The sequence below is a fragment of the Eisenbergiella massiliensis genome (genome assembly GCF_003435485.1).
The window spans coordinates 132,440-154,295 of sequence record NZ_QVLV01000004.1; the positions used below are offsets into that span (position 1 = coordinate 132,440).

Annotated in this window: 20 protein-coding genes; 13 read left to right on the forward strand and 7 right to left on the reverse strand. The window is 49.5% G+C overall.

Translation table 11 applies throughout. The annotated features are described in order from the left end of the window. Window positions 1-66: 66 nt before the first annotated feature. A complete protein-coding gene (locus DXC51_RS07580) occupies window positions 67-1,224 on the forward strand; it encodes an N-acyl-D-amino-acid deacylase family protein (protein WP_117544217.1) in 1,158 nt (385 codons plus the stop codon). A gap of 3 nt (window positions 1,225-1,227) precedes the next feature. Here the strand turns inward: DXC51_RS07580 and DXC51_RS07585 are convergent, their stop codons facing one another. Continuing rightward, window positions 1,228-2,148: a LysR family transcriptional regulator gene (locus tag DXC51_RS07585; protein ID WP_117544218.1), complete on the reverse strand. Its 921-nt coding sequence runs from the start codon at window positions 2,146-2,148 to the stop codon at window positions 1,228-1,230. A 252-nt stretch (window positions 2,149-2,400) separates the two neighbouring features. Between DXC51_RS07585 and DXC51_RS29940 the strand changes: the two genes are divergently transcribed. The 6 genes from DXC51_RS29940 to DXC51_RS07615 all read left to right on the forward strand — a co-directional run bounded on the left by DXC51_RS29940 (window position 2,401) and on the right by DXC51_RS07615 (window position 7,009). After that, a complete protein-coding gene (locus tag DXC51_RS29940; RefSeq protein WP_117544219.1) occupies window positions 2,401-2,976 on the forward strand; it encodes a cyclophilin-like fold protein in 576 nt (191 codons plus the stop codon). Window positions 2,977-3,151: 175 nt separating this feature from the next. Next, the gene (locus tag DXC51_RS07595) at window positions 3,152-3,838 is read left to right on the forward strand and encodes a flavodoxin (protein ID WP_117544220.1); all 687 of its coding nucleotides are present in this window, start codon (window positions 3,152-3,154) and stop codon (window positions 3,836-3,838) included. Window positions 3,839-4,167: 329 nt separating this feature from the next. After that, a complete protein-coding gene (locus tag DXC51_RS29945) occupies window positions 4,168-4,554 on the forward strand; it encodes a hypothetical protein (RefSeq protein ID WP_243003153.1) in 387 nt (128 codons plus the stop codon). Between the two features lie 66 nt (window positions 4,555-4,620). Continuing rightward, on the forward strand, window positions 4,621-5,493 hold the full coding sequence (locus tag DXC51_RS07605; RefSeq protein WP_117544221.1) for a DUF3737 family protein: 873 nt from the start codon (window positions 4,621-4,623) through the stop codon (window positions 5,491-5,493). A 20-nt stretch (window positions 5,494-5,513) separates the two neighbouring features. Then, window positions 5,514-5,735 (forward strand): hypothetical protein, encoded by a 222-nt coding sequence (locus DXC51_RS07610; RefSeq protein ID WP_102289374.1) that lies wholly within the window; start codon window positions 5,514-5,516, stop codon window positions 5,733-5,735. A 92-nt stretch (window positions 5,736-5,827) separates the two neighbouring features. Continuing rightward, window positions 5,828-7,009: a MalY/PatB family protein gene (locus DXC51_RS07615; RefSeq protein WP_117544222.1), complete on the forward strand. Its 1,182-nt coding sequence runs from the start codon at window positions 5,828-5,830 to the stop codon at window positions 7,007-7,009. Between the two features lie 64 nt (window positions 7,010-7,073). Here DXC51_RS07615 and DXC51_RS07620 read toward each other — a convergent pair whose 3' ends face one another. After that, window positions 7,074-7,907, reverse strand: coding sequence for a creatininase family protein (locus tag DXC51_RS07620; RefSeq protein ID WP_117544223.1), 834 nt, complete (start codon window positions 7,905-7,907; stop codon window positions 7,074-7,076). Window positions 7,908-8,241: 334 nt separating this feature from the next. Between DXC51_RS07620 and DXC51_RS07625 the strand changes: the two genes are divergently transcribed. Next, window positions 8,242-9,948, forward strand: coding sequence for an ATP-binding protein (locus tag DXC51_RS07625; protein WP_117544224.1), 1,707 nt, complete (start codon window positions 8,242-8,244; stop codon window positions 9,946-9,948). Window positions 9,949-10,095: 147 nt separating this feature from the next. Here the strand turns inward: DXC51_RS07625 and DXC51_RS07630 are convergent, their stop codons facing one another. From DXC51_RS07630 to DXC51_RS07645, 4 genes are read right to left on the reverse strand one after another with little or no spacing between them, the layout of a single operon-like run. After that, a complete protein-coding gene (locus DXC51_RS07630) occupies window positions 10,096-10,851 on the reverse strand; it encodes a hypothetical protein (RefSeq protein WP_117544225.1) in 756 nt (251 codons plus the stop codon). A gap of 50 nt (window positions 10,852-10,901) precedes the next feature. Further along, a complete protein-coding gene (locus DXC51_RS07635; RefSeq protein ID WP_117544226.1) occupies window positions 10,902-12,341 on the reverse strand; it encodes a sensor histidine kinase in 1,440 nt (479 codons plus the stop codon). Further along, window positions 12,338-12,997 carry a response regulator transcription factor gene (locus tag DXC51_RS07640; RefSeq protein WP_117544227.1) on the reverse strand — a complete coding sequence of 220 codons (660 nt, stop codon included), beginning with the start codon at window positions 12,995-12,997 and terminating at the stop codon, window positions 12,338-12,340. Before DXC51_RS07640 ends, DXC51_RS07635 begins: the two co-directional genes overlap by 4 nt. Beyond that, window positions 12,994-13,659, reverse strand: coding sequence for a YcxB family protein (locus tag DXC51_RS07645; protein WP_243003154.1), 666 nt, complete (start codon window positions 13,657-13,659; stop codon window positions 12,994-12,996). The genes DXC51_RS07640 and DXC51_RS07645 overlap by 4 nt, the downstream gene beginning before the upstream one ends. A 212-nt stretch (window positions 13,660-13,871) precedes the next feature. On the opposite strand from DXC51_RS07645, the gene DXC51_RS07650 reads away from it, so the two are divergent. Then, a complete protein-coding gene (locus tag DXC51_RS07650) occupies window positions 13,872-14,585 on the forward strand; it encodes a LytR/AlgR family response regulator transcription factor (protein WP_117544228.1) in 714 nt (237 codons plus the stop codon). 7 nt (window positions 14,586-14,592) lie between these two features. Here DXC51_RS07650 and DXC51_RS07655 read toward each other — a convergent pair whose 3' ends face one another. Continuing rightward, window positions 14,593-15,108 (reverse strand): GNAT family N-acetyltransferase, encoded by a 516-nt coding sequence (locus DXC51_RS07655; protein WP_117544229.1) that lies wholly within the window; start codon window positions 15,106-15,108, stop codon window positions 14,593-14,595. Between the two features lie 395 nt (window positions 15,109-15,503). Between DXC51_RS07655 and DXC51_RS07660 the strand changes: the two genes are divergently transcribed. From DXC51_RS07660 to DXC51_RS07675, 4 genes are all read left to right on the forward strand, one after another. After that, a complete protein-coding gene (locus DXC51_RS07660; RefSeq protein ID WP_181970051.1) occupies window positions 15,504-17,876 on the forward strand; it encodes an ABC transporter permease in 2,373 nt (790 codons plus the stop codon). 140 nt (window positions 17,877-18,016) lie between these two features. After that, window positions 18,017-18,703 carry a response regulator transcription factor gene (locus tag DXC51_RS07665; protein ID WP_117544231.1) on the forward strand — a complete coding sequence of 229 codons (687 nt, stop codon included), beginning with the start codon at window positions 18,017-18,019 and terminating at the stop codon, window positions 18,701-18,703. 8 nt (window positions 18,704-18,711) lie between these two features. Further along, entirely contained in the window at window positions 18,712-19,752 is a 1,041-nt protein-coding gene (locus DXC51_RS07670) for a sensor histidine kinase (RefSeq protein ID WP_117530434.1), read from the forward strand. A 173-nt stretch (window positions 19,753-19,925) separates the two neighbouring features. Further along, complete coding sequence (locus DXC51_RS07675; RefSeq protein WP_117544289.1) at window positions 19,926-21,737, forward strand: ABC transporter permease; 1,812 nt, start codon at window positions 19,926-19,928, stop codon at window positions 21,735-21,737. Window positions 21,738-21,856: the final 119 nt, after the last annotated feature.

Sequence of the window (21,856 nt, forward strand, 5' to 3'; positions counted from 1 at the left end):
AATGGAATATCTTTGCCGGAATCCGGTGGAGATGTATTATCTTGTAATGGTGAATTCAGAAGCTACATGGACGCTCTTCATGCAAAAAAGCTGCCGCTTCACGTGGATGCAATGGTGGGTACCGGAGCGGTGCGCATTGCAGTAAAGGGTTTTTCGGAAATCCCCTTTTCAAAAAGAGAGCTGGACACAGCCTGCGGCCTGCTGACGGAGGCCTTTGAGCAGGGGGCCAGGGCGGTTTCCGCAGGAATTATGTATGTGCCGGAATGCTTTAATACAAGAGAAGAATGGTACGCGCTCTGCCGGGAGGCGGCCAGGCATGACAGGCTGTTTACCTTTCATATCAGAGGAGAAGGGGACGGGCTGCTTTCTTCTGTTAAGGAGGTTATTGATTTTGCCAGGGAAACCGGCGTACGGATCAATATCAGCCATTTTAAGTCCGTGGGGAGAGCAAACTGGAAGCGGGATATTTATGAGACGGTATCCCTGATTGAGAGGTCGGGGATGGATATTACCGCAGATGTTTATCCCTATGACGGCGGGGCTACCATTCTGGGTTCCCTGCTTCCGCCCGTCCTGAGCGCGGCATACGGCGAAAGGCTCTGCAGCGCGCTCGGTACGCCGGAGGGTGTAAAAGCCCTGGAGGAAGCCCTGGACAAAACCTGGGAGGGATGGGACAATATGCTCCGGGCCATCGGCAGCAAAAGGATTCTTATCAGTTCTCTGGAACGGGAAGAAAACCGGTGGATGATCGGCAGGAGCCTGGAAGAGATTGTAAAGGAAGGAAATTTTTCCTCGGAAGCGCAGGCCATTGCCTGGCTGATGCACGAGGAGGACGGAAAAGCAGGAATCATAGCTTTCAGCATGTGCCCCGAGGATGTGGAGTATGTGCTTTCCCTGCCCTTTACTTCGGTTATTTGGGATGCGCTCTATGGGGGCGGAAGTCATCCGCATCCCCGGCTTTACGGCGCTTTTCCGAAGGTGATAGAGGAGTATGTCTGCCGCAGGAAGCTTTTAACCTTACAGGAGGCTGTCCATAAAATGTCGGGAAAGCCAGCGCAGCGTTTTGGCCTGGAAAAGCGCGGCCTGCTGCGGGAGGGATATAAGGCGGATTTGCTGCTGTTTCGGCCGGAGGAAGTCAGGACAGGGGCATCTTATCTGGATCCCTGCGTGGAAGCGGAGGGAATGCAGTTGGTGCTTGTGGACGGAAAACAGGTATTAAATTGATGCCTATAAGGCGGCAGAACCACGGTCTGTGGGGCTGGCCGCCTGCATTTCTTCTATTTTTTTTATAAACTGTTCTGCAGCCTTCGTAAAAATCTGATACTTTTTCCAGACAAGGCTCATTTCTATCTCAATATTCGGCTGAAGAGGCCGGAAGCACAGTGAGCTGTTCTCCGTAATATTTATAATCTTATCAAAACCTATGGCGTATCCAAGGCCTTCGTCCACAAGCAGGGAGGCATTGAAGAGAAGGTTATAGGTGGCGACTACATTCAGTTTTGAAATATCACGTTTCATCCAGGCGCTCAGCTCTTTTCCCTGATTTCGCTGATGGGAGATAATCAGGGGCTTGTCCCACAGATCCTCCGGGGCTATGGTTTCCTTTTGGGCGAGGGCTGAGTCGCGGCGCATTAATACGCCCCAGATGTCCTTTGTGGGCATCTTCAAAGAGTTGTACCGGGTGTGATCCACCTGGCCGAAAACAATGCCGAAATCTATAAGGCCCTTATCCAGTTGTTCCACCACAAATTCCGCATTGCCGCTGGAAATGTGGTAATGGATTCCCGGATAGGTGTTCTGTAATTCCTTTGCCGCTTTTGCGAGCAGTCTGATTGCATCCGTTTCACCGGTTCCAATATAAATATCCCCCATAATGATACTGTCTGAGAGGGTGATTTCACTTTCCGTTTTTCTGACCAGCTCAAGAATCTCTTCCGCACGTTTTTTTAGAAGCATTCCTTCTTCAGTCAGGGTTATCTTTCTGGATCCTTTGGTCCCGCGGATTAAAAGCTGTTTGCCAAGTTCCTCCTCCATATTTTTAATCTGGGTGGAAAGCGTGGGCTGGGACAGATGCAGTGATTCCGCCGCCCGGAGTATGCTTTGTTCTCTGGCCACGGCAAGGAAATATTGAAGTACGCGTAATTCCATGGGAATGCCTCCTTACTTTCATATTTAAAGTGTTTTTTGACATGGTTATTTGATGTTATACATCCGGTATAGGATCCAGTATACTATAAATTTCACTAATTTTTAGCTATAGAAAATCATTGTTATTAAGTATTTGCTATTTGATTGATTGAAAAATATAATTTAATTGTATTCTTACTATAAGACCTGCAATCCACGGAATCAAGTCCGGAAATGCCTTGATTTACTGATATTGCATAGGAAGGGGGAACGATGAAACGAAGATATACTGTTTTCAGTCTTGCTGTAATTATTATGTTTGTCTGTGCAGCCGGCTGTGGAGTACCTGGCGAGAAAGACTTTCAGCCTGCGGTGGAACAGGACAATCCGGAACAAAACAATTCGGAACTGAGCAGTCTTGAACAGCAGACAGAAGAAGCAACGGATGCCATGGAAGAAAGCGCTGCGAAAAAAGCTACGGAAGAAAAGGAGCCTGAAGCGATGAAAATTAAAGTGGCCTCAGAAGAATATGAAATCGTGTATGAACTGAACCGGAGCCGGGCGGCCAAAGAGCTGTACACCCAGCTTCCATTGACTCTGGAGGTGATAGATTTCAGCACAAATGAAAAGACATTTTATCCCCCGGAGGCGCTGGATGTCAGTGATACACCGCCGGCCAATGCCGGAAAGGGAACCTTAGCCTATTATTCCCTCTGGGAGGACGTGGTGATGTTTTACGATCATTTCGGAGAGGGCAGCAATCTGTATGAGCTGGGAAAAGCGGTTTCAGGGACAGAGAATATTGAAAAGCTGGCAGGGACAATTACGGTTGCGGTTTTTCAGGAATAAGCGCCAATTCAACAGGGTGAGAAAAGCAGGAGCAGCACGCATTAAGCTGGGACTTGACTAACACAGATCGTTACAATGGAAATGTTTTATAAAAAGCCCCTCTGTTTCAAATATTTGGAAGGCGTTGCAGCCATCTGATATCAGCGGGGGAACTGACAGAAGGAGAGAATAAGATATGACAAAGAGAAGAACGGTAACTTTTTTGACACTGTTAATAATAATACTGGGAATTTCAGCCTGCGGGAGCAGAACAGAAGATCCGGACGGCGGCACAGGCGACGGTGCGGATACACAGGCCGCGCAAATGGAACAAGCCGCGCAGGCACAACAGGCAGATACAACGTCTTCAGATCCGGCCCCTGCCGCAGAAAGTGAAGTGGCGGAAAAGGCGCTGATCGTCTATTTTTCCTGGTCGGGCAATACGGAAAACGTGGCGGCGGAGATCCGGACACGGACTGGGGCGGACATATTTGAGATTGTGCCGCAGGAGGCGTACACGGAGGATTATGATACGCTTCTGAACATTGCGCAGGAGGAACAGAAAAATGGCATCCGTCCTGCAATATCAGAAAAGGTAGAAGACATGGATTGCTATGACTTGATTTATGTAGGTTTTCCTAACTGGTGGGGCGACATGCCAATGATACTTTACAGCTTTTTTGACGAGTACGATCTTTCTGGTAAAACCATAGCGCCCTTCTGCACCAGCGGGGGAAGCGGTTTGTCAGATACCGTCCGCACGATTGAAACGCTGGAGCCGGATGCGGTGGTGCTGGAAGGCCTGCATATCGGAAGCTCCGAAGCGGACGATCCGGAAAGCGCAGTGGCGGAATGGTTATCTAACCTGGGAACGGCGGAGTAGGAGCGTAGCTGGAAGTATGATACAGAAAGCAAAAATTAAAATAATGACGGATATATTGATGACAGCAGTAATGCTTTTTCTGATGGGTTATCAGTTCTGGGGGGAAACAGCCCATGAGTGGGCGGGAGCGGGAATTTTCCTGCTGTTTATCATACATCACATCCTCAACGCCAGTTGGTACAGGGGATTTGTAAAGGGAAAGTATACCCTTACGCGTATTCTTATGATCGCAATTAACTTCCTGCTTCTTGCGGCAATGTTGGCTCTGATGTACAGCAGTTTTGTGCTGTCACGTCATGTATTTGCTTTCCTGCCTGTCGCAGGGGGGGATGTCGCTGGCCAGAAGGCTCCATATCCTGGGCGCCTTCTGGGGATTTGTCCTTATAGGCCTGCATCTGGGGCTTCACTGGGGGATGCTTACCGGCTTCCTTCGCAAAAAAATGAATTCATCCAGGGTATTCCGGCGATATCCTGTTATTTTTAAGGCGTCAGTGAGGACGGCAGGAAGCTTGATTGTAGCTTACGGACTGTATGTTATTTGGAAGAGGAATTTTATAGACTATCTTTTTTTAAGATCGGAATTTGTATTTATGGATTATGGGGAGCCGGTGGTTTTGTTCTATCTGGAGTATCTGGCATTGATGGGCTTCTTTGTTTTTATTTCTGACAGGGCCTTCAGACTTGCCGGCAGAATGTACGGACGGAAACAGGACTGAACCTCCCTTTCCAACTATTAATTGATGTTTATCGCAGTTAACCCTGCAATATATAGGAGGAATCATATGAAACGGATTGAAAATCAAACCTTTGATCAGGAGCGCGCGCTTTATGGAAGCGCGGATGTATTTGTAAAGAACTGTACCTTTGACGGACCGGCAGATGGGGAAAGCGCTTTTAAGGAGTGCCGCAATATTCAGGTGGAAAATTGTTTTTGGAATCTGCGCTATCCATTCTGGCATGATCACGGCCTGAAAATCAGGGCTTCCGAGCTGACCGGGCTTTGCAGGGCAGCCCTGTGGTATTCCGATTCTATCGAGATTTCGGATACAAGGCTGCATGGAATCAAGGCGCTTCGGGAATGCAGTGATGTATTGATAGAAAACTGCGACATTGTCTCACAGGAATTCGGCTGGTCGGTAAAGAATATTGCCATGCGTAAAAGCAACGTGGAAAGCGAATATTTCATGATGCGTTCAGAAAAACTGGATTTTTCAGAGGTGGGGCTGAAGGGAAAATATTCTTTCCAGTATATCCGCGATGCGGTTTTTGATAACTGTACCTTTGATACTAAGGATGCCTTCTGGCACGCTGAAAATGTGACCGTTAAGAACAGCACCATCAAAGGGGAATATCTCGCCTGGTACTCAGACGGGCTGACCCTGATTAACTGCAGAATCATCGGCACACAGCCCCTGTGCTACTGCAGAAACCTGAAATTAATCGGCTGTGAAATGGAGGGCACGGATCTTGCCTTTGAAAAATCAGAGGTACAGGCAGATATCCTGACACCTGTGATGAGCATTAAAAATCCGCTTTCCGGCAGCATCCGTGTCCCGGCAGCCGGTGAAATCATCCTGGACGATCCGGACGCAAAGGGCGAAATCCTCATCCGTAATGAAGCTTCGGGAAAATACGGGAAAACGGTCTGTGCCTGAGAAAAACCGGGAGGTGCGGCATGGATTTTTTATCAAGGGAAGCTGTTGTACAAAACCTGAAGGACGCAGGCTGCTGTGCTGATATCATAGATGCTTTTATGAACTGTTATGACCAGAAGCAGGAGGAGAAGGAATTGGCGCTGCTGGAAAAACACAGGGACTGTCTCCTGAAACGGGTACATAGGGAGGAAGGCAGGATATCCTGTCTGGATTACCTGATTTATCAGATTAAGAGACAATAAGCGGCGAGAGCGGCGTATATTATAGAATCCGGAAGTTGAAAAATGTACACGCCGGCGGCAGTCCGCCGCACAGGAATAGAAGGAGATCAAGTATGAAATATGATTTTGACATGGTGAGTAATCGAAGGGATACGGATTCCCTGAAATGGGATACAACGGAAAACGGGCTGTCCATGTGTGGGGCAGGGATGGTTTTTACCGCTGCGCCTGAAGTCCGAAGCGTTGTGGAGGGCCTGGCGGGGCAGGGGATGTTTGGGGAACAGACGGTACCGGAGGAATGGTATCAGGCTTATACCGACTGGTGGAAGGAGCGGCATGGCTTCCTTATGGAAAAGGGCTGGCTTGTTTTCTGTTCGGGTGTCGTCTCTGCAATTTCCGGCATTATCAGGAAACTTACAACGCCGGCGGAACAGGTGCTGCTCCTGACGCCGGTTTACGACAGCCTTTTTGCTTCCATTGTGGATAATGGCCGTCAGGTGCTGGAAAGCCCGCTAAAATACGACGGAGAAAGGTATCGTGCGGATTTTCAGGATTTGGAACGGAAGCTGGCGGATCCTCAGACAACGCTCATGATATTGTGTAATCCGCATGATCCGGTAGGCATCATCTGGGATCGGGAAATGCTGGCCGGGGTCGGGGAGCTTTGCGTAAAATATCATGTAACCGTAATTGCCGATGAAAATGGCTGCGACTTAACGGTTCCCGGCCGCAGTTATATCCCCTTTGCCTCTGTTTCTGAAAACTGCCGGAAAAACAGCATTACCTGCATTTCGCCGGCAAAGGCCTTCAATCTGGCCGGACTGCAGACGGCATCTGTTGTAGTACCGGATGAAAGGCTCCGTCATAAGGTGGTCCGGGGCCTGAATACGGACGCTGTCGCAAGCCCTAATACTTTTTCGGCAGCGGCGGCCATTGCCGCCTATACCCGGGGGGCATCCTGGCTGGATGCATTAAGGGATTATCTTGCAGAAAACAGGCAGGCGGCCATAGCATTTATGAAAAAAGAAATTCCGCAGATAAAGGCATATCCTTCCGATGCCGGTTATTTCTTGTGGCTGGACTGCAGGGAGATGGCGGGAGGCGCAGCGGAAATGGCCCGGTTTATCTGCAAAAATACAGGGCTGTGCGTTTCCCCGGGAAACCGATCCGGCGGCAATGGCCGCGGTTTCCTTCAGATGAACATCGCCTGCCCGCATACCCTGCTGCAGGATGGGCTGAACCGGCTCAGAGACGGCGCGGCGTCTTACGGAGAATACGTAATCAGCCGCTGTTGAGGACATTTGTTATTATTTAGTATCTGTTTTTACGGTCAGCGCTTTGTTTTTTAGGCGCCTTATGTTACTGAATAATCTGTTTCGCAATATTCTCAGCCTGTAAATCCAGTATTTTTTCAAATATACTGCCGACTGCTTTATAACCCGCCGGATTGCCGGCATAACCGAGAGGCACCGATTCCCTGGTAACATCGCCGCCCTGCAGCCACTTCTGCAGCCCTTCCTGGTCCAGTGATGTTGAGGGCAGTTTTTCCGCTGTCTTCAAATCAACCAGTTCAGGGCAGAAATAATTCATGGCGGCAGTCTCAAAAGCGCCGGCATGGATATCCAGGAGGCCGCGTTCCGAAGCGTCCTCCTCTTCGAACCATTCCATAGGGTATTCCGGATTGACTATCAGTAAAAAGTCTTCATTCCCCTGCCAGCCAAACAGCGGCAAATCCATCTCATTCAGCACAAGCCTGGCTGAAATCCCCAGTTTTTCGTTCACTTCTTTTATAGTGTCTGCAATAGCGCCTACATGATAAGAATCTCCATGATAATTAAAACAATAAACATCATGGAAAGAGAAATCCCGGACATTTTCAAATATTTCGAACAGAACCTGTTTCATGGTCTGCGGACGCAGCGAAAAGGTGCCGGGGAAATTATGCGTGCAATGATTCACACCCCAATAGTAGGGCGGAAGGATTACGCTTTTTTCCCCCATGCTTTTCAGCTTATCCCTGACGATTCTGCACATTCCGCAGCTCCAGTAAATATCGGCTCCCAGAGGAAGATGCGGACCGTGCTCCTCGATAACTCCCAGGGGGAAGAGCGCGGGGATATTCCGGCCTCCCAGCTTTTGAACCTCCTGCCAGTTTTCTTCGGCTAAAGTCTCCTGTAAGATTGATTGAAACATATGCGGCGCCTCCTTATACATTATGGTCTGCCTATTTTACCACGATGAATGGTTTTGTCCAACAGGAATGTCATGGAAGTATACCGTTAATGTAATGAAATGGAATTTGAAGGGACAGGTTTCCACTGTATAATTAATGGTAAATGTCAATCCGTTGCAGCCAGGCCGCCCCGGGTATGTAATCAACGGAAGTACCCGGTAACTGTGAGGGTACGGAACAGTTTCATTCTTCCAATATATGTTGGATAAAACCAAGCGGCATGATAGAATATAACCTGCGCCGTCTGCGGGCGGCGCATATCTGCATTTCAATACAAGGAAAAGGAGAGAAGCGATGAACGCCTTATTGATAAAATCCGTCATATTTTCAGAAGGGCCGGATACCCTGGAAACGGCGGAAAACTCAGACGCCGTACTGGTGCCTGATCCGGATTCGGAAAACGGCTATAGAGTCGAGGAAGCACCGTCAACATGGAAGACACTGACAGAAGAGGAGTACGTTGCAGAAAGCAGTTCTGAAAATGCCATAGAAAATATGGGGCTTTCCAGCAAGTTCCCGTTCCTGTTTGCCCTTACCGCCAGCATCTGCCTGGTATACCTGCTGAACCGGTTCCTGAAATCAGGGGCGGGCCGTATAAAATGGCTGGGCAATATCCTTCTGACGGCGGTCTTTTTTGCATTATTCCAGCATCACTGGTGGATCCGTCTGCCGCGCAGCGTTTACTATTTATTTCCTGTGCTGGAGGCTATTCTTTTGCTGGCGGTTATCAGTCTGGTTTCCCGAAAAAGCTTCAGCAAAAAAATTTATATTGCAGTCACCTTTCAGGCAGTTTTCGGCCTGTGCGAGGTGCTGCGCAGCTATGGGGAGCTGTTTTTGGAACGGCTGGGCGACTGCCTGGGAAGCGCCTCGGATGTGGAGTTGTTTCCTTTATATTCTTATATGGCGGACCCGGCGGATGCTTACCCCTATGCATCACTGAACATCAGGATTTACCTCGACTGGGAGGCCTGCCTGATGCTTGTCCTGTCCTGCGCGGTAATGATTCTTTCGGTCAGGAAACTGGCGCAGGGAGGGCATCGGAATATGGAGGAAATCCCCCGCAGCGAGCTGTATTTTCTTTTGACGCCGGCCTTTGCCGGAATTGTCTATTCCGTATTTACCGAAGTGGCACGGCTGCTTCTGAAAAACTCTGTCTTTGTCAATTGGGCCACCTGGGACAGCCCGGCGCAGAGCATGACCCTGTATTTTATGATACCGTTCCTTGCCGCCGCCTTCCTTATGTGTATCCTGTACGCCTATATCATATACCAAAAGCTTATCACCTATATGGAGGAAAAGCAGAGGGCGGTTATCCTGGAAAACCAGGTGGAGCAGATGCAGGGGCATATCCGGGAGATCGAGCGGCTTTATACCGGCATCCGATCCATGCGGCATGATATGCAGAATTACCTCTTTGATATCAAGAGCCTCCTGGCGGCCCGGGGAATTGACGTGGAGGAAAAAGGCAGCGAGCTGGCCGGTTATTTTTCCGGAATCGGCACTTCGCTGGACGCGTTGAACTATTCCATACATACGGGGCATCCCGTAACCGATGTGGTGCTCAACGGAAAGGCCGGACGGGCAAAAGAGCGGGGCATCCGGTTTAACAGTGAATTCCGTTTCCCGGCAGACTACGGCATAGATGCCTTTGATCTGAGCATTATCCTGAATAACAGCCTGGATAATGCGCTGGAGGCCTGTGAAATCCTGCTGGGGCAGAAGCCGGAGGCCGGAACATATATAGAGGTGAAATCCTGCTGCAAAGGCAATATGTTCCTGCTGGAAGTGGAAAACAGTTGCGATGGTGTCCTGCTGGAAGCTGAGAGCGCAGCAGCCCCGCTTACCCGTAAAAAAGACACCGCCCGGCATGGGCTTGGATTCCAGAATATACTGCGGTGTTCGGAAAAATATTTCGGAAGCGCAAAATATTCCTGCAGCGGGCAGACGTTTCATCTTACCGTTATGCTGCAAAAGGCCGAAAACAATCCTGCTGCCGGTTAATTTCCGGGGGCAGGATTGCGTTCGGCCGGTCTGCGGCACAGGGGTGCTGTCTGATAATATTCGGGAGCAGGATTGCATTCAGCTAATCTCCGGCGCAGGTCTGCTTCCGGCCGGTCACCGGTATGCAGTCAGACTGTATCCGGCAGGTCAGCCCAGCCCCTTGCCTTCTTCCAGAGGAGTGATGGAATTCACCGCGGATTTTTCAGTCATATCTTCAAAAAACCTTACTCTTCCGGCCAGTGAGTCCACGCCAATCACCAGGGCGCGTCCTTCACTGTGGCGGATTACAACTGAAATGGTATCTGACGAGGTACTGGCACTGCCCAGGATTTTCAGGCTGCTTTCCTCCGCCAGCCCATGGGAAACCGCAAAATCCTTCGCCAGATCCTTTGCCGATTCCGCGTTAACGGGCTTCTCGCTGCTTTTCCAGTCCACGTAGCTTAAATGTATGCCTTTTATTTTGCCTTCTTCTGTAAATGTCACATCGTACATTGGCTTTGTCTGAATATTCTCCATATCGATCCCGGCATCCGCGGAAATTTCGCCTAAATTAAGCTCGTCAGGGAGAAATGTTACGGCCGTCTGCGCCTCGGCGTCAAATTCCGGCATTGCCTCCATGTGCTGCACACTGACGGAATATCCTGCGGTATCGGCCATGTCCACATCAAAATAACTGAGCAGCGCCTCCTTTGCCAGATTGATAAAAAGTTCCTCCGGTTCAGACTGGCCGGCCTCCGTATTCTTTCCGGTTGCTTCAACCGTGCTCTGCACCGGGGAGGCAGCAGAAAGCGGCTGTGTCTGTATCTCCTGGGCGTTGACGCTTCCGCATGCCGACAGGCTGAGTGCCAGAACTCCCATACAAAGCAATCCTGCCGTATTTTTCATGTTTTTCTTTTTTTTCATAATGAATCTCCTTTTCCTGTTTTTTTTTACCTGTTTGGTATGAAGCTATCTTAACCGGGAAATGTTTCAGGTTTGTAACACGGGAAAAGAATTTTTATTTTTGTCCCTTCCTGTTCCTTGCTTTCCAGCTCAATTGCCGCGTGATGGATTTTGGCGATATCAGCGCAGATGGAGAGACCGAGCCCCACGCCGTTATTTTTCCGGCTCCTTACCTTATCCACCATATAAAAGGTTTCAAACACTTTAGATTGTTCTTCCTCCGGGATCCCCGTTCCCTGATCCTGGATTTCCATAATCGCACAGGCTTCTTCCTCCCGGACGGAAATCCGGATGGCGTCACCCGCTGCGGAAGCCTTCCTGGCATTGTCCGCCAGATTTCCGATGAGGTTCAACAGAAGGTCTTTCTCCCCCAGGACAATGACAGGCGTTTCCGGTATTTCCAACGCCAGCTTCATCTGCGCCTGCAGGATGGACGGGGTCAGAACGGCTTCCGCCTCCGCCAGAACCTCCCTCAAATCACACGGAACCAGCGCAAAGCTGCGCCGTTCCAGAAAAACAAGCTGGAGCATCATTTCAGACAATTTTTCAATCCGTTTTCCCTGTTTGAAAATCCGCTCGCCCAGCTCCTGAGAGGCCGGCCCGCCATTCTCTGAGGAACGCAGCAAATCCGCATAGCCGATAACGGCGGTGAGAGGGGTCCGCAGTTCATGGGAAAAATTATCTATAAAACGCCGCTGTTCCTCCGCCGTTTTTTCCAGGGCAGCAATTTTTTCCTCAATGATCCGCGCCATCTCGTTATAACGCATGGCCAGCTCGCTGATTTCATCCTTCCCCCGTACCACAACATGCTCCGTATAATTGCCGCTGCCCATTTTCCTGATAGAATCGGTAAGAAGACGGACCGGTTTGGTCAAATACCCGGATATTCCGTACATTCCGGCCGACAGTACGGTTACGGACAACAGAAAAAGATTGAAAAAGTAACGGTATTGCCGGCTGCGTTCCTTCACAAAAACCGTAATATCCATAAAAACGGTATTCATGTACGGTCGGCCCTGAAAGGAAAACTTACTGGTCAGGCGAAGAAAGCTTTTTTCTCCGTATTTTAAGACCTTGAACTGTGGAGCATAGGTCACATCCTGCATATCCATCACAGGAAGTTCCGGCTCCAGATTGCTGTACACGGGTCTGGCATCCTGCGCATACTCCGTAATGTGGTAACAGACGCCCTGAATTCCCGAACGGTTCTCCATATATTCCCTGATATACTGGTTGAGCTTCCCCAGCCCCCGCTTCGAATCACGTATGCTGCTGATATAAACGTACCAGTTCAGGCCCTCTGAAATACTTTTCTGCTCCTCCGTCAGCTGTGTTAAATTTAATTGAAACACTTCCCCCGCATTCTTTTCAATGAGCAGAATACCTGTCCCCAGAAAAATAATAACTGAAAAAAGAAGCGGCCACAGACAGAATTTTTGCCATAGCTTCACGTTTCCGGCGCCTCCAGTCTGTAGCCAACCCCTCTGACAGATACGATAGAATCCTCCAGCCCCGCCTTCTTTTTCAGCCGCTGTACATGAATATCCACGGTCCGGCTGTCCGGGTCGAATTCCCCTTCCCATACCTCTTCATAAATGCGATCCCTGTAAAGAGCAATATTCCTGTTCCTGAGAAACAACAGCAGAAGCTCATATTCCTTTGCGGTAAGCTCCACCGGCCGCCCGTTTTTCCTTACAGTTCTTGACAGCGTATCAACCTCCACCCCCGCCGCCGAAATTTTGTCCTGCAGCTTATGATACCGCCTTAAAACAGCCTCCACACGGACTGTCAGCTCGGCCAGCTCAAAGGGTTTGGTGATGTAGTCATCCGCTCCCAGCCTGAATCCCTTCACCTTGTCCTCCAGCCGGGTCCTGGCTGTGATAAAAATAACGGGAATCCCAAAATCTTTTATGTATCTCATTAATTCGTAGCCGTCCGCCCCCGGCAGCATGATGTCAAGAAGGATTAAATCATACCGGTGCTCCTCCAGAAGCCCGGCGGCCTCAAGGCCGTCATAAGCACACAGGCACTGATATCCCGCCCTGGAAAGCCCCCGTGATATGACATCCGCAATCATCTCATCATCCTCAACTATCAGAATTTTCATTTCCTTTTACTCCCCGCCGTACTTTTCAGCCGCCTTATTTTTATTTTCCTGTTCCGGCTTTTCAGGAAGGCAAACAGCTCCTCCACCTCGCCCGGCCCCAGCTGATCCTTGAAAACGGGAACAAACCATTTCTTTGTCTGCACGGCTAAAATATCCTCAGTTTCGATTACCTTTATAAAATGCCGATACAGTATTTTCCCTTCCGCATGGTTGGTAAGGTTAATAAGAGCAATGCCTTCCTCATCGAACCAGGTGATATACTGGAAGGCCGACACACCGTTTACCAGCTGCATATTCTTTAAGTTATCATGAACCGTAATTCTTTTAAATAAAACCATCTGGTAAAGCACCAGAAAGAGGCCCACTATAAAATAAAAGACTGCCAGGACATGTACTTTCAGAAGTATAAAAACAGTGCCGCCTGCCAGATAGACCAACGTCGCAACCTTTTCTGTCCTGCTAATCCCATATTTTGCAATTCCCCGCAATATATGCTCATCAAGTATGCCGTTTGTTTTAAACCATTCCATTTTTACACCCCTTGCATATTGCAGATTTATCTGCGTTACTGCGTTAATCAGCAGCTTGAAATTTATATTAAATATACCATAGGTAACGGAAGGATTTTCTTCCTTTTCATTACATTTCCATATGCGATTCATTACATATTCTTTGCGCCCTGGTCAGGATTATGGTAAAATCGTAGCAATTTGTAACTATCCAATCAGGCCTGCGCTTTTGCCGCACAGACCGGAAAAAGTGATTCAGGGGTGCAAAAATCCATTACTGAAGGCGGTTTTTACTGAATTTTTGCAGGGATATGATTAAAAACGGAACGGTTACACAGTCTGAACAAGGGAACAGGAGAATGATTATGCTGCGGATTGCTATTTGTGATGATGATCCCCATATGCTGTCCAGCCTCGCTGCTTTATGTAAGAAAATCCTGCCGGAAGCGGAGGTTACGGAGTATAAAAGCGGTGTGGAGCTGTTAAGCGGTAACGGAGGTTTTGAAATTATATTGATGGATGTGCGGATGGAGGAAATGGATGGCTTAGATGTGATCAAACGGCTGCAAAGCAGGGACCGGGAAAAATCTCCCGTCCGGCCTTCCGTGATTTTCATTACAGCCTATGATGATTATGTATTTGAAGCGCTGGATTTATTTCCCTTCCATTATCTGCTGAAGCCTCTGGATGAGGAAAAATTCGCAAAGGTCCTGAAGCTTGCAGCAGAAAAATATACGAAACAGGAAAAAGAGGAAGCTATCCTTTTCCATACAAAAAATAATCATCTGCGCCTTTATCCCAGTGATATTTATTTCGTGGAGAGCAACCTGCGAAAAGTCATTATCAATATGGAAAATGAGCATTTTGAAATTTATTACACGATGGCGGAGCTGGAAAAGCTCCTGGGAAGCGCTTTTTTCCGCTGTCATAGGGGATACCTGGTAAACCTGGATAAAATCAGGAGCTACGACAGAGAATCAATTAAGCTTACCAATGGCAGCAGCCTGATTCTATCCAAGACGAAATATGCGGAATTTGTTGATGCTTATATGCATTATCTTGCGTTGGAGGAAGGATGAAGGGAGCTTATGTCAGGCGGTATTCCTCCCGGAGAACCGCATAATAAAGGTCGTCAAAGAACGCGCCGTCCTGGTAGATTGCCTTTACAAACCGGCCCTCCCGGCGCATCCCCAGCTTTTCCATGACACGCCAGGAGCCTGTATTGGCTTCCAGGGCGCTGGCGCAGATACGGTTGATGTCCAGGGTGCAAAAGGCGTAGTCGCAAAGCTGCTTTGCGGCGCGGGTGGCGATTCCCTGTCCCCAGTACTGCTTTCCAAGCCAGTACCCCAGCTCCACAGACTTCTGCCCGCGCCACGGGAGATAGAAGTAGACGATGCCTGCCGGGCGGCCGTCTGCCAGAATGGTGCGCGTGACGCGGGATTTGTTTTCTTCCTCCAGGAAGCTTCTGATATCCGCAAGCGCATCCTCCTTCGTATAAGGATATTTGGTGTCGCCGGTGTAGCGGATAACCTCCCAATCGTTTCTCTGTAAAGCCAGCTCTTCCGCCTGGGATTCTTCGGGTAAGACAAGTTGTATTTCCATGCTCGCATCTCCTTATTGAGGTGAAACAGAGGTAAATAATATGTAACTGTCCAGCAGGCAGGCGCTCTGCACCGACCGTTAGAAAGTGATCCAGGAGCACTGAAAAGTTACAATAGTACATTAAAAGTGACCGTTACTGCGTCCGTTGCTAAAACTGACGATTTATTACAGTATAAAATACTGTATTTTGCCTGTCAATTGATTTCCGCGGGCAACGAGCCAAATATCCATGCTTGCATGGATATTTGGCGGCTGCCGCGGGGCTTTTGATTTGTTTTGCGGACATTTCTGTAACCTTTTTGTTTTACAATAATTCCATCAACAGGCGATGGCCCTGCAGGAGGTATTGCAGGGCCTGAAAATGTCCTGATTACAGAATGATGGAGGTAAAACATATGATCCGGCCTTTTGAAAACAATACCGAAACCTTTATAAAACGGCTGGCAAAGCGCAGTATGCAAAGTGAAAGACGCCGCAACGCCATGGTGGTGATATCGGTTGCCCTGGCTGCTTTTCTTATCAGCTTTGCGGGGGGTACGGCGGTTTCCCTGGTACAGATGCAGAACAATCAGATTTCGGATACCTATGAAGCGGTATACAGTAATCTGACGGAAACGGATATGGAGGCTCTGAAAGAACAGCCCGGAATTGAGCGGGCGGGGGAATATTATCTGATTGGAGAGGAACAATCCGTACAGGGGTTCAAGGGCTCTTTTATTTATGCGGATGAAACCATGATGTATACAGGGCGGAACCAGATGGAAATCGTTGACGGGGAACTGCCGGAAGAAGCCAATGAGATCATGGTAAGCAGGAACTGGCTTAAGAAATTTGCCCCGGAGGCCGGGATCGGAGACTGCATAGCCTTAGGGACAGAAAGCTTCCCGGGGGAGTACAGGATTTCCGGGCTGATGGATCTTGCGAATGCGGAAAACTCGGAAATCTATGGTTTTATAGTATCAAAAGCGCAGCTGGTGCAGCTGCCCGGTTATAACCCTTCCGGATTCCGTGCCTATGTCCACTTAAAAAATGTGCAGGAGATGGACGAAGAGGAGATAAAAGGCTATTGTGAGAAAATCGCTGAAAAATACGGGTTATCGGCTCCGACCTATTATTCCCTGTTTTTTTCACGGACCTTCGGCAGTGTGGATTTCGGTACGACGGCGGTTCTCGGCGTTTTGGCGGCGGTTGTTCTGACAGGGGGCTGCGTGGTAATCCAGAGCATTTTCCGCATATCAATTCATGATAAAATCCAAAGCTTCGGGCAGCTGCGTACTCTTGGGGCCACCAAAAAGCAGATCATGCGCATGGTAAAAAAAGAGGGGCGCCGGCTCGGATGGCTTGGAATTTTTGCCGGAACGGCGCCGGGAATCATCATACCGGTTTTTCTGGTCCCGAAGGGACTGCATATTGCCGGATACCTGATGGCCCTTGCAGCCACGGTCCTGATCTGCCGGGGAATGGTGGCGCTCTCCATTAAGAAACCGGTCAGGATGGCCGCGGATACTTCTCTCATGGAAGCGGTGCGGATAGCCTCGGTGCAGAAAGGATTTTTACACCGGCGCAGGAAGTGCCAAAAACTCAATCCCCTGACGCTTGGCAACATGAATTTTCGCCGGGACAAAATGAAAACCGTCAGCATTACTATTTCCTTAAGCATTGGCGGGATACTGCTGTTATGCGCATCCACGCTGCTTCTGACCTACGAACCGGAAGCATTGGCAGGCAAATATTTTCCCAACGGCCATTATAAGGTTTATACCGATTCGGAAGAAGAGCTTTCCAAAATCCTGTATTCCGGCAATCCGCTGTCGGAAGAGCTGCGGCAGGAGATTCTTGCCGTGGAAGGCGTAGAGGATGTGATTACGGCGCGAAAGAGCGTGGGAACAGATTATAAGGCAGGCTCTTATACCGGCGGCGGTATGGGGGATATGATTACGCGGGACAATTGCCAGGCGCTGGAGAAGGGGCTGACGCAGGGGCACATGCCGGAGGGAAAGAAGGGAATTCTGCTGCCAGATCATGTGGGGGTTGAAGTGGGAACGGCCGTACAGCTGTCGCTGGGAGGCAGCACCGTGGAGGTTACGGTAGACGGACTTTTTGACATAACAAAGGTAAGCGCCGGATACGGCCATGGGAAATACCAGTTTGACGGCGCTATGCTGTATCTGCCGGAAGAACTGTTTCAGGAGCTGCTGCCCGGTGTCGGGAACTTCGATTACTCCTGGGACATTGTAAGCGACCCTGCCATGGACAGCGCTGTTAAAATGGCGCTGCAGGAGATACTTGACAGCCATACGGGAACCGGGCTGGACACCTTTTCCGATTATGTAGAATACTGCAGGTCAACCAATTCGGCGGTGTTCCATATCATGCAGGGAATCGCCCTGCTTATCTCCCTGTTCGGAATCATCAATCTCATTAACACGACGCTGTCGAATCTGATGTCCAGGAAGTGGGAGAACAGTGTGCTGCGGTCTGTTGGGCTGACTAAAAAGCAATTATACCAAATGATTACAGTGGAAGGGGTAGGGTATGTATTGCTGTGCGTTCTCCTGACGGCACTGCTTGGTCTGCCGCTGTCCTTTGTTCTGCATCATGAAATAAGCGCGGCCGTATATGGCAGCCCGACGGCTTTCCGCTTCCCGTTTTTTTATATGGCGCTGTATTTTCTGCTGCTTATGGCAATTCAGTTCCTGTTGTCTTTGTGGAGCATCAGGAAACAGGGAAAACAGTCCCTGATAGAACAATTACGGAAGCTTGATTAGCTTTGGCGGGGCGCTTCGCCATTTTTGTGGTGAAAATTGTTGAGATATTATCAATAGAGTGCTAAGATGATGACAGGGGGCGTGAACAGCGCCCCCTGTCGCATTTTGGAATGCAGGACGGAAAAGGGTGGTAGAAATAAATGAAACGGATATTTTTTGTGGAAGATGATTTAAGCCTGATTAACGGCCTGGCCTTTGCCATGAGGAAGCAGGGCTATGAGCTGGATATTGCAAGGACAGGCGCCGAGGCCGGGCAGCTGTGGGCGGACGGGAAATACGATTTGGTCATTCTGGATGTATCCCTGCCCGATGGATCCGGATTTGATTTGTGCAAAAAAATACGCAAAACATCCAGGGTGCCGATTATGTTCCTGACCGCTGCGGATGAAGAAACCGACATCATCATGGGCCTTGACATAGGCGGGGATGATTATATTACCAAGCCCTTCAAGCTGGCGATATTTCTTTCCAGGGTGAATGCCCTCCTCCGCAGAAGTGAAAACTTTAACCAGGCCGAAACGGAACTGAACTCAAATGGCATAAGGATCTGCCTGCTCAGCCGGGAGGTCCGTAAAAACGGGACGTTGGTTGAACTGACAGCCAGCGAGTTCAAGCTGCTGCGCCTGTTCATGGAGAACCCGAATATTGTCCTCTCTCCCGAACAGATTCTCAGCAGGCTCTGGGATTGTGACGAAAATTTTATAGACAGTAATACCCTGACCGTTTATATCCGCAGGCTGCGTACAAAAATCGAGGATAACCCCGCCGAGCCGCGGAACATAGTGACCGTCCGCCGCATGGGTTACCGGTGGAACAGTACGGATTGAGGTGCGTTATGAAAATATTCGTAAACCGAAAAATAAAAACTCTTTTTTGCAGCGTGCTGCTGGCCATTGCCGTATTTTCCCTGATTTCCGCCGCCTGCGCCGGGCTGGGGTTAAAAAATGCGGCGCTCTGTGTGCTGCTTTCTTCCGCAGGCATGGGGCTTTTGGTTTTCACGGCCATGTATTTATATTTCAGGGAACAAAGCAAAATCATGGAAAGCGCCATTTTGCAGATCCGGGACTATATATCGGGAGATCGGGACGCCAGGATCGAATGCGACGATGAGGGAGAGCTGTACCGCCTGTTCCAGGAGGTCAATTCCCTGGTTTCCATTCTGAACGCCCATGCCGAGAATGAGGGACGCTCAAAAAAGTTTATGAAGGATACCATCTCCGATATTTCCCACCAGCTCAAAACGCCGCTGGCCGCCCTGAATATTTATAATGGGATTATGCAGGAGGAAACGAAGGATATGGAGACGCTCCGGGAGTTTACCGCCCTTTCAGAGCAGGAGCTTGACCGGATCGAAACCCTGGTACAGAACCTGCTTAAAATTACGAAGCTGGATGCGGGAACAATCGTAATAGAGAAGGCGACGGAAAATGTATCCGAAATGATGGGCTGTATTGAAAAGCAGTTTGCCTATCGGGCGGAACAGGAGGGAAAGCGCCTGATTCTGTCCGGTGATGACACGGTTACTTTTTCGTGCGACCGGATCTGGCTGCTGGAGGCGGTTGGAAATGTTGTAAAAAATGCCTTTGACCATACGGACAAAGGGGCCGAAATCCGGATTGAATGGTGTGAATTTGCCTCCATTGTCCAGATTGTCGTAAGAGACAATGGCAAAGGTATCCATCCGGAAGACCTGCCCCATATTTTCAAACGGTTTTACCGGAGCCGTTTTTCCAAGGATACCCAGGGAATCGGGCTGGGGCTGCCTCTGGCAAAGGCAATTACGGAAGCGCACAGCGGGACCATCGAGGTTGACAGTGAGCTGGGGGCAGGCACAACCTTTACCATGAATTTCCTTTGCAACTGCCCGGCTGGCTGAAGGGGCTGATTTTCCCAATCCTACAAAATTGTAGGATTCATGTCATCTGACAGTAGGGTTGATGTGTTAATCTTTCTATATCAAAACAGAAAGAGGTGATCAGCCTTATGGAATTATCAGGGGTTAAAAATATTTCCAAAACTTACGGGAGCGGCGGGGCTGGCAAGCATGCGCTGAAGAGCTATCTCAGCCTGATTCCTATCTCCGCCAAAGTACACAGGCGGCAGAACCGCATGACGCTTCTGTGTATAATCTTTGCGGTGTTCATGGTGACGGCTGTGTTCAGCATGGCCGAAATGAGCGCCAGGATGGAGCAGACGAGATTGTTGGAGAAGCACGGCAGCCTGTCCTTTGCAGAACTGTTCCAGAGTGAGCTTGGTCAGGCGCTTATACTGACTGCAGGGGGAGTGTTCGTGCTGATCCTGATTGCGGGCGTGCTGATGATTTCAAGCAGTATCAACAGCAGCATTGCCCAGAGGGTTAAATTTTTTGGAATGATGCGCTGTATCGGGATGAGCAGGCGGCAGATTATCCGCTTTGTAAGGCTTGAAGCCCTGAACTGGTGTAAAACTGCGGTCCCGATCGGGCTCGTGCTTGGCATTATCGCCTCATGGGGGCTGTGTGCTGCGCTGCGTTTCCTCGTGGGCGAGGAATTTTCCAACATCCCCCTGTTTGGGTTCAGCATCATTGGAATTGTCAGCGGGATCGTTGTGGGCGTTGTTACGGTATTGCTCGCCGCCAGGGCTCCCGCCAGGAGGGCTGCAAAGGTATCGCCGGCCGCTGCGGTTTCGGGCAATTCGGAGAGCGCCGGGGCACAGCTTCATCCTGTAAAAGCCCGTTTGGTCAAAATCGAGACGGCGCTGGGCATTCATCACGCTGTTTCCGCCAGGAAAAACCTGTTCCTCATGACGGGCTCCTTTGCCCTCAGCATTATTCTGTTTTTATGTTTTTCCGTTCTGATCGACTTTGTCAACTGTGTTATGCCGCAGTCGGCGGCGGATTCTGATATAGGAATAACAAGCAGCGATGGTACGAATTCAATAAACAGCGGGCTGGTTCAGACGCTCAGCGGCATGGAGGGCGTCAGACGGGCCTACGGACGCAGGAGCTGTTTTGAAATCCCTGCGGGATTAAACGGTGATACTACATTTTCCACAACGATCGATCTGATTTCCTATGATGATTTTGATTTGGACTGCCTTAAAAAGGACGGTCTTCTCAAAAGAGGCAGCGATCTGTCAAAGGTATACGGCGACAGTGATTATGTTCTTGCAACATGGGATTGGAACAGCCCCTGGAAAATCGGAGATAAGATCCGTATCGGAGAGGAAGAGCTGGAAATTGCAGGGCTGCTGAAATATGACGTGTTCAGCGGCGACGGGCTCACAAACGGCAAAATAACGCTTATCACTTCAGGGGAAACCTTTGCCCGCCTGACAGGGGTGAACGGCTATTCACTCGTTATGGTACAACTGACCGGCAGTGCAGATGATGCGGATGTTGATGCAATCCGCAGTACAACAGGCAGTGAATATGTCTTCAGCGATAAGCGTGACCAGCGCACGAGCGGGACATATCTTGCCTTTGTAACCTGCGTATATGGATTTCTGGGGATTATCACGCTGGTTTCGGTGCTCAATATTGTCAACAGCATCTCCATGAGCGTGTCTGCCAGGATGAAGCAGTACGGAGCCATGAGGGCGGTGGGAATGGATGAACACCAGGTTACTAAAATGATTGCCGCCGAAGCCTTTACCTATGCTTTCTTGGGAGGAATCATTGGCTGTGGAATCGGGATACCCGTCAGCAGGATGATTTTCAATTTCCTCATTGTTGATCATTTCAGCTATGTGGTTTGGAGCCTGCCGGTTGCTTCACTGGCCATCATACTCCTGTTCGTTGTCACTGCGGCGGTACTGGCCGTTTATGCACCGGCAAAGAGAATACGGAATATTTCCGTAACCGAAACGATCAATGAATTGTAATGAACCTGACTGAAGCCCCGGAATGCGGGAAGGACGCCGCCTGCGCTGATGCGTTTATCCTGCTGACTGAAGGTAAAAATTAATAGGATCTCTCCGTCCATTGTTTCAGTGGAACAGAT